Below are 8158 nucleotides of genomic sequence, written 5' to 3' on the forward strand. Positions count from 1 at the left end.
GCGGACCGCTTGTCACTCCTGGTGATCGGGGTCCACCGTGAAACACCTGAAAGTTTGACGCCCAGATCTGTCATGACAATGTGATTTTGTAGTTCGATCTTTGCCTGTCCGTCGAACCAGGAGGGCGAGTGCCTCGCAGTCGTACGGTGCGTCCGCGCAACGGTGCCAGTAACGTCATTGTGCAGCCGGCGGCGGGGGGCTGCCTGGACTCCGGTACGGCGGTCCGACCGCCGGGTCGTCTCTCGGCAGGCGGGGCCACTGGCCGCGAGCAACGCACTGATCAGCACCTTCGGTGAACCGGTAGAGGCGCGGAGGTGTATGGCACATGGGTGCGGTCTTCGAGTTCGCCAGCGGTGGGATCAGTGTGATGCCGGACCCCGGTGACAACCCGGGCGAGCACGGCGTCCCGCACACCGACTCCGGGGTGTTGATCTCGTTCAAAGTTCGCAATATCGGCGACGAATCACGTCCCGTGCGCGTGCAGGTCACGATTGATGATCAATTCTTCGACGAGTGGCAGTCGGACGAGATCGCGCCCGGCGGAGCGGCGGTGGCGCGGATCAGTATCGGACGGTTCGAGGCGGGCACCCACTGGATCCATGCGTGCGTTTTGTCCGAAACCGGAGAACCACCGCGCCCGGTGAGGGACAGCGAGCCCTCTGTCCCGGAGTCCCTGGCCGAGGAGCCCCTGACGCCGGAGCTGATCCAAGCCGCGGTCGAGACGTTCGACAAGGCCGTCCGTGCGCACGTCCCGTACGCGGGCCTCGCCGATGCGGTCCGCAACACCGCGCCGGGTGCCTACAAGTCGGTGAACCGGCTCGGCTGGGACACGGACCGACATCTCGACGTGATTCGCCGCGAGCTCACGGTGTGTCGCGTGGTCGACGACTCGACGCTTCGCGAGGAGGTCTGGTCGTTGCAGCGCAGGCTCGGTGCGCTCGGTAGCCGCCCGCCCGACCATGTCGTGCTGTCGCAGGACTCGACCACGGGACGATGGTGGACCGTGTGGGAACCCCCGGATGCCCGGGCGTCCGACGTCGGCTCACCCGAGCAGGTACAGGAGACCGGCCGGATCGTCGCGATCCAGGTCGACGGGTCGTCGGTCGGCCGCGCCGCCGGTGAGCAGCGCGACGTCTTCCTCCACACGGTCGAGAACCCGGGCATCGACTTCGGCAGGGTTCTCGGGGACTCCGCGGTGGCGGCGGCCCTCGCCGCGCTGGCGCGCGACCCGGCCAACACCGACCTCCGGGAGGCTGCCGCCGACGCCGTGGCGGGCCTGCGCTCCCAGTCGAGGAGGGACTCGAAGGCCGCGTACTCGGCCACGGGCGCCGTGGCACGCACACCGACCGCCGCCGCGCTCAACGGCACCGTCGCTGTGATCCGTTCGCGTGCGGTGGAGATCGGCGATCACTCCTATCAGGAGAACACGATCGTGTGCGCGCTGAGCCCCACCATCGACGCCGCGGCTGTACTGATCGACAACCGTGACCTCGTCAACGGGTTGATCGACATCGTGTGCTCCGGGGCAGGCGCGCGGGAGGTGTCGGCGTTCGAGGATGCGCTCGGAACGGACCTCACCGCCAACATGGATCGGTCGCCGGCGCTGCGCGAGAAACGCGGCGTGGTGGAGCGCCCGGCCGCGGCGGGTCAGACACTGCGGGTCCGCAGGGTGCGGAAGCTCGCCCCCACCCGCTGAGCCACACGCATCCCCACACACGTGAGCGTACCCAGCGAACTGCGTGTCCTTGCGTGAGTCCCGCTCAGCCCGGCGATGATTCCGCGCCACGGCGGGAGTCTCAGTCTCCGGTTGTGCGCGACCCGCTCCCGGCGTGAGGACTCAGATGGCACTGTTCCGTGACCGCAGCAACGCAGTTCCTTCCAGCACGACCGGACGGCCGACCTGGCCGGCTGTCCATGCCGAGCGGGCGGCCTTGGTCGCTGACCTCACAGGGTTGACCGATGAGCAGTGGACGACACCGTCACTGTGCCCTGGCCTGTCGGTGCGCGAGGTTCTCGCTCATCTCACCGCGGGAGCGAGCCTGAACGCCCTGCGCTGGTTCGTGGGAGTGGTCCGCTGCCGCTTCGACTTCGAAAAGCAGGTGGCGATGCGGTTGGCCGAGCAGTTGGGTGCGACGCCTGCCGAGACCCTCGCCCGCTTCCGTGGTGTCGTTCGCAGCACGACGGCGCCTCCGTTGCCGAAGGTCGCGCTGCTCGGCGAGATCGTCGTACACGGCGAGGACATCCGGCGTCCCCTGGGAATCGATCACGACTACCCGATCGAGCTGGTCACGCAGCTGGCCGACTTCTACACGAGCTCGGACCTCATGCTCGTCGGCAAGAGCCGGGTGGCCGGCTTACGCCTCGTCGCGACGGACGGCCCGTTCACCACAGGTGAGGGTCCGCTCGTGTCCGGCACGACCTTGGCGATCACGATGGCGACCACCGGGCGCGTGGCGTACTGCGACGACCTCACGGGTGACGGCGTCGAGATCCTGCGCTCGCGCTCGTGACCCGGCGGCAGGCCGCTACATGTCCAGCACCACGTCCGTGGTGGGGCGCGAACAGCAGATGAGGATCTCGCCGGGCGGCGGTGGCTCGAGCGGCTCGGGCGAGTAGTCGACCTCTCCCGAGAGGAGGGGAGTGGTGCACGTGTGGCACACGCCGGTGCGGCACGACCACCTCGTCGGGACGTCGCAGGCGTCGGCGAACTCGAGCAGGCTCGTTCGCCCGGTGTCGAAGGGCACGGAGATGCCGCTGCGGGCGAAGGTGGTCAGCGGACCGATGCCTGGCGGGCCCTGCGGCGGATGGGGCGGGACGCGCTGGTGGTCGGTGACGCCCGGGGTGATCGCGTCGAGCGCGCTGAACAGCTCGACGTGGATGTCGTCGGCAGACAGCCCGAGCGATCTGAGCGCGTCCTGCATGTCCGCCATGAACCCCGAGGGGCCGCAGATGTAGGCGGAGGCGTCCGTGGGGAGGTCCAGGTCCGCGAGCGCCTGGGGTGTCAGGCGGCCGCTCACGGCGTGAGCGGCCGCGAGGTCGTCCGGGCAGGCGGCGCTGTAGAAGAGGTGCCGGTGCGCGTTGGGGAGGGTCTCGAGGAGGCCGTGGGCTTCTCGGGCGAGGGCGTCGTCGGCTGGTCCGCGGGAGCCGTGGAGCCACCAGACCTCGCGATCGCTGTGCTCCGCGGCGAGGCGGTGCAGCATGGCCACCACCGGAGTCACGCCGATCCCCGCCGAGATCAGGAGCACCGGGGTGTCGCGGTCGGTGAGGACGAAGTCGCCGCGCGGCGCGGCGACGTCGAGAACGGCGCCGGGTCGGAGCGTTGTGTGCAGGTAGCCGCTGACGAGGCCGTGGTTCTCGCGCTTGACGCTGAGCCGGTACTCCTCCGCCCCTGGGGCAGAGGAGAGCGAGTAGCTGCGGACGGGAGCGGGGCTCGCGGCGCCGGTGACCCGCACCGTGAGGTACTGCCCCGGTAGCGCCGGGGGCAACGGCTGTCCGTCGTCGGCGGCGAGATAGATGGACATGACGGTGCCGCTCTCCGGCACGACATCGGCGACACGCAGCGTGCGGAACCCGGGCCATGCGGGCTCGTGTACCGCAGCCCGTGCGGCGGCCGGCGAGTCGGCGGCGGCGACGAGCTCTCGGAACGAGCCCTGCCAGCCCGGGCTGAGCGCGGGGATGTCGAGCGCGAGCCGCATCTGCTCGACGTCGCGGTCGGGCAGGTAGAGCAGGGCATCGATGTCGGCGACGCTCATCCCGTGCCGGCCGGAGGACGTCTTGACGATCTCGTCGCCTGCCTCGACGACGCCTTCGGTGATCACCCGCATGTAGAAGCCGGGACGGTGGTGGGCGACGAGCAGCTGAGGCATGTCCGGGCGGCCCATGCGCATGCCGACGCGGTAGCAGGTCACTCGTGGCTGGGTGACCTCGAACTCGGCGTGGCCGATGCGGTAGCGGTCGCCGATGCAGACCTCGCTGTCCGGTAGCCCGTCGACGGTGAGGTTCTCGCCGAACTCACCGAACTCGAGGTCGTCGCGGTCGAGTTCGGTGCGCCAGTAGTCATAGGACTGCACCTGGTAGACGAGCACGGCCCGGATCTCGCCGCCATGGCCGGCGAGGTCGCCCTGGCCGTCTCCGTCGAGGTTGAGACGGCGCGCCATGCAGGGGCCGGGCACCGGTGACTTCCAGATGCCGGTGTGGACGGTCCTGCCTTCCCACGGCACGTCCTTCGGCATGCCGACGTTGACGGACAGCAGTGAGGCCATGGCGACTCCTCCGCGGGCCACGACCAGCGGTCACCCATGCCGGTCCCCGAGACGATGGACGCCCCCCGTGTGCACTTCCAGCCCGCGACGCTAGGCGCATCGGCCCGGAAATTCGAGAGGCGCGCTAGGCCTCCCAAGCAACCGGGAGCCGGTCGACGCCGTAGATGTCCGAGTTGTGGCGCAATGGCACATCCTCGGGCGCGACGTCGAGACGCAGCGTCGGGAACCGGGCGAGAAGCGCCGGGAAGGCCGCCCGCATCTCGACGCGGGCGAGCTGCTGGCCGAGGCACTGGTGGATGCCGTGGCCGAGGGACAGGTGCCCGCCGGCCTGCCGGCGGATGTCGAAGGTGTCGGGGTCGGGGAACTTCTCCGGGTCGCGGTTGGCGGCCTGCACCGAGAGGGCCACGGTCTCGCCGGCCTTGATCACATGGCCGTTCAGCTCGACGTCCTCCAGCGCCGACCGTGCCCCGGTGTGCGCGATGGAGAGGTAGCGCAGCAGCTCCTCGATCGCCTGGTCGACAAGGGCGGGGTCGTCGCGGAGGGCGGTGAGCTGGTCGGGGTGGGTCAGCAGCGCGAAGGTGCCGAGCGCGATCATGTTGGCGGTGGTGTCGAGGCCGGCGCCCAGCAGCAATGTGCCGACGTTGGTGAGTTCCTCGTCGGTGAGATCGCTGGTGGTCAGGTCGCTGAGCAGATCGTCGGTGGGCTTCGCGCGCTTGGCCGAGACCAGCCCCTGCAGATACTCCTGAACCGCCATGATGGCCGCGTACTGCTCCTCCAGCGTGGCGTCGTGGTTGTTCACCGTGGCCGCATGGCGCTGGAACGACTCGTGGTCGGTGTACGGGACGCCGAGGAGCTCGCAGATCGTCAGCGCGGGGATGGGCTGGGCGTAGGCCTCCACCAGGTCTGTCGGCGGGCCGTTCCGGTCCATCGCGTCCAGCTGCTCGGCGGCGATCTCCTCGACCCGATCCGCGAGCAGGCGCATCCGCCGCACGGTGAACTTGCCTGTGAGCAGGCGTCGGTAGCGAGTGTGCTCGGGCGCATCCATCGCGATGAACAACCCCGGCGGCGCGGGTGGGGGCTGTTGCATGGCACCGGGCCCGGGCAGCGGGATGTGGAGGAGCTCGTGCCGCGCGCTGAAGCGGGAGTCGCCCACCACGGCACGCACCAGGGAGTGGCTGGTCACCAGCCAGCCCTCGTGCCCGTCCGGGAAGACCAGCCGGCTCAGTGGCTCCTGCTCGCGGATCCGGGCGAGCTCCTCCGGCGGGTCGAAGGGGCGCCCTGCCGGCCGCGTGGTGGGGAGTGAAAGGAGTTTCGTCATCTCGGCCCTCAGTCGTCGATCTTTCAGACAGTGCCGAAGGCTACGTTGCGTTTTGAAGATCGTCAACGTCGATCGCTACATCTACCGGCATATTCATGTGTTTCGTTGCAATGAGATTGCCGGCGAATGCAACTCTCGGATGTGTCCGAATTGCAATGTGCTGATCGCGAACGCACACTGGGCGCGACGATCGACGAGCGGGGGGAGTGTGGATGCCCGGAGGCAGGCTGACGAGCCAGGACCGCCGGCTGATCGCGGATGGTCTGGCCGAGGGGCTCGGATACGCCGAGATCGCCCGGCGCCTGGCGCGTCCGACGTCGACCGTCAGCCGCGAGGTGGCCCGGAACGGCGGGGTCGGCGGTTATCGCGCCGACGAGGCGAGCCGGTTGACGACCCGGCGCGCCCGCCGCCGTCCGTCCGGCTCGCCGGGCGGGGCCCTGGCCATCACCAACGCCGAGGCGGGTGAGGGCGAGACGGCACGCGATTTCGAAGAGCAGTTCGTGACGATGGTGGTCCAGACCGGGCTCCCGAGGATGGCGGCGAGGGTGCTCGCAAGCCTCTACGTCAGCGACTCCGCCAGCCTCACCGCCGCCGAGTTGGTGGCGCGGCTGCGGGTCAGCCCGGCGTCGATCTCCACCGCCATCAGCTACCTCGAAGGTCTGGAGCTGGTCCGGCGCGAGCGCGATGCCCCGCAGCGGCGCGAGCGGTACATCATCGACGACGACGTCTGGTCCCGGTCGTGGTCGGCGAACGTCCGGGCGAACGCGATGTGGGTGGAGACGGCCCGGCGGGGAGTCGAGGTCTTCGGCGCGGGCACACCCGCCGGCTCCCGCCTCGAAGCGCTGGGCCGGTTCTTCGAGCGCATCTACCACGGCATGCTCGGCGGCGACATGATGCTCGACGCCGCGGACGCGCTGACCGTCCTCGCGGCCCTCGTGCATTCTGCCGAGCCGCTCACGCCGCACGATCTCGCCGCCGCGCTCGACTGGCCCCTGGACCGTGTCGCCGACGCACTGCGCGACGCGGAAGACCACCCGGAGATCGCCGATCCCGTCGCGCTCCGGCGCACCCCTGCCGGCGCCTGCACCGTCATCGCCAGGCCCGACCGGCTCACCAGCGCACAACGCGACGCGCTCGACAACACCGGCCGGAGCAGGGAGCGGCTCCCCAAGGCTCAGTGACGCTGGGTAGTTGCAGGGGATCGAGGGGACGCGCTACCGCTCCGGTCTCGTGGCGGCAGGGCCACGACGATGCGGGACGTGTCGTGCGGGGTGAGCGGGCCCCGAATATCGTCGATCGCGCCGTTTCCCGGGGTCGCTGCGCGATGCGATCCGGCGCGCCTCACACGGTTCTGCCTCTCACGGCTGCGCGCGACCCGTGCGCGTCGATACGGGCAGCCCCCGCGCGGGAATGGGTACGCCGCAGGGAAACACGGTTCACTGCACTGTCCGGCTCGAATCGCCGATATGCATCGGCAGGCGCGCGACAGCACAGGCTGGTGATCGTGACTCCCGCGAGCCCAGCCGTCTCGGTCGCAGGCCTGGAGCAGTTGCATCACGCTGGTCGCCCGCCGGGTACAGCACCCGCGGGCGCGAAAGCCGAAACTCCACTTCCCGGAACCCGGCGAGGACGATCGGACGGTTCAGTGGCGTGCGGATGCGCTGCGATCGATTTCCTGTTCGTCGTGGGAGCTCCTGCAACCCACGAGGGCAGCGCGCAGGATGTCGGCGGGTCTGCGATACAGCGCCATGTGTGGGTTGATCTGTCGGCCCGCGACCCGGTCCGGGGGTGAACGATGCCGTGGCGTAGGGGTCGTGTGCTTCCCCGCTGTTCCCGCCCGGTCGGACGATGTGTGATCCCTTCCGCTCGCCGGTCTGCGCGGGCCGGAATACACGGGAGATGGAGCCGAGCAACTTCGGCCGGGGAGGCGTTGGCCGGGCCGCGACTCGTCCACGCAGGACGTGGATCCGCGTATGCCATGGAGCGGATAAGGCTCGGAGGGGCTCACCAGATGCTTGGCGTTCACGTCGTCGTGCGGTTCGTTCCGGCGCTTCTCCTCGGGTCCGGAAATCGTTCGACTGTCGCTACGGCGTCCGATGCCGTTCCCGGGCGCATCGTGCTGCAGGCGGCACCCACCGCGGCTGTATCGCGGATTTCCGGCCGGCTGCGAGGTCGTATCGGGATCGCCGTCCCAGCCGACGACAGGCCGGGCAGGTCTTCCGGTGCCTCCTCGAAGCCGGCCGGCCGTGGGGGTCGAGGGGCTCCGTGGCTCGACTCCCGGTGTCGATCTGGTCAACTCGGCGAGCCGTCTGGTAACCTCCCGTTCGCTTGATCTTCGGGTCGAGTTGTGGTGACGGTTCCACTCCTGATGCTGACGTTGCGCACCGGGAAGCGAACCGGGCGCCGCAGGTGCCGCCGATCGTGAGTACCTACCGGTCGGGGATGTGGGTCGCTGCCTCAGGCGCGACGTGCGATGCACCTCTCTTCATCACGCCCTGTGCACGGCCTGTGAGCTGCGCGTTTCCGTTTCACCCGCCGATAGCCCGCTCTTCACGTAGCGAACTCTGGAGCTTCCGAC

The 8158-nt window shown here is 69.6% G+C and carries 5 protein-coding genes; 3 read left to right on the forward strand and 2 right to left on the reverse strand.

The features are described 5' to 3' along the window. Positions 1-325: 325 nt before the first annotated feature. Entirely contained in the window at positions 326-1696 is a 1371-nt protein-coding gene (locus tag ABD743_RS29045) for a hypothetical protein (protein ID WP_344725541.1), read from the forward strand. A gap of 145 nt (positions 1697-1841) precedes the next feature. Continuing rightward, entirely contained in the window at positions 1842-2510 is a 669-nt protein-coding gene (locus ABD743_RS29050) for a maleylpyruvate isomerase family mycothiol-dependent enzyme (protein ID WP_344725542.1), read from the forward strand. Positions 2511-2525: 15 nt separating this feature from the next. On the opposite strand, the gene ABD743_RS29055 is transcribed toward ABD743_RS29050, so the two are convergent. Together ABD743_RS29055 and ABD743_RS29060 are read right to left on the reverse strand one after the other, a co-directional pair. Beyond that, positions 2526-4262, reverse strand: a complete 1737-nt coding sequence (locus tag ABD743_RS29055) for an MOSC domain-containing protein (RefSeq protein ID WP_344725543.1) — start codon at positions 4260-4262, stop codon at positions 2526-2528. A gap of 124 nt (positions 4263-4386) precedes the next feature. After that, the gene (locus ABD743_RS29060; RefSeq protein ID WP_344725544.1) at positions 4387-5580 is read right to left on the reverse strand and encodes a cytochrome P450; all 1194 of its coding nucleotides are present in this window, start codon (positions 5578-5580) and stop codon (positions 4387-4389) included. 212 nt (positions 5581-5792) lie between these two features. Between ABD743_RS29060 and ABD743_RS29065 the strand changes: the two genes are divergently transcribed. Then, complete coding sequence (locus ABD743_RS29065) at positions 5793-6761, forward strand: GbsR/MarR family transcriptional regulator (protein WP_344725545.1); 969 nt, start codon at positions 5793-5795, stop codon at positions 6759-6761. The last annotated feature ends 1397 nt before the right edge of the window (positions 6762-8158 follow it).

Source organism: Pseudonocardia yunnanensis, from assembly GCF_039534065.1.
Classification (GTDB): Bacteria; Actinomycetota; Actinomycetes; order Mycobacteriales; family Pseudonocardiaceae; genus Pseudonocardia; species Pseudonocardia yunnanensis.

Bases quoted from the DNA above. Each gene is read 5' to 3' on its own strand.
- ABD743_RS29045 (WP_344725541.1), top strand. From the start codon at position 326: ATGGGTGCGGTCTTCGAGTTCGCCAGCGGTGGGATCAGTGTGATGCCG.
- ABD743_RS29050 (WP_344725542.1), top strand. From the start codon at position 1,842: ATGGCACTGTTCCGTGACCGCAGCAACGCAGTTCCTTCCAGCACGACC.
- ABD743_RS29055 (WP_344725543.1), bottom strand. From the start codon at position 4,262: ATGGCCTCACTGCTGTCCGTCAACGTCGGCATGCCGAAGGACGTGCCG.
- ABD743_RS29060 (WP_344725544.1), bottom strand. From the start codon at position 5,580: ATGACGAAACTCCTTTCACTCCCCACCACGCGGCCGGCAGGGCGCCCC.
- ABD743_RS29065 (WP_344725545.1), top strand. From the start codon at position 5,793: ATGCCCGGAGGCAGGCTGACGAGCCAGGACCGCCGGCTGATCGCGGAT.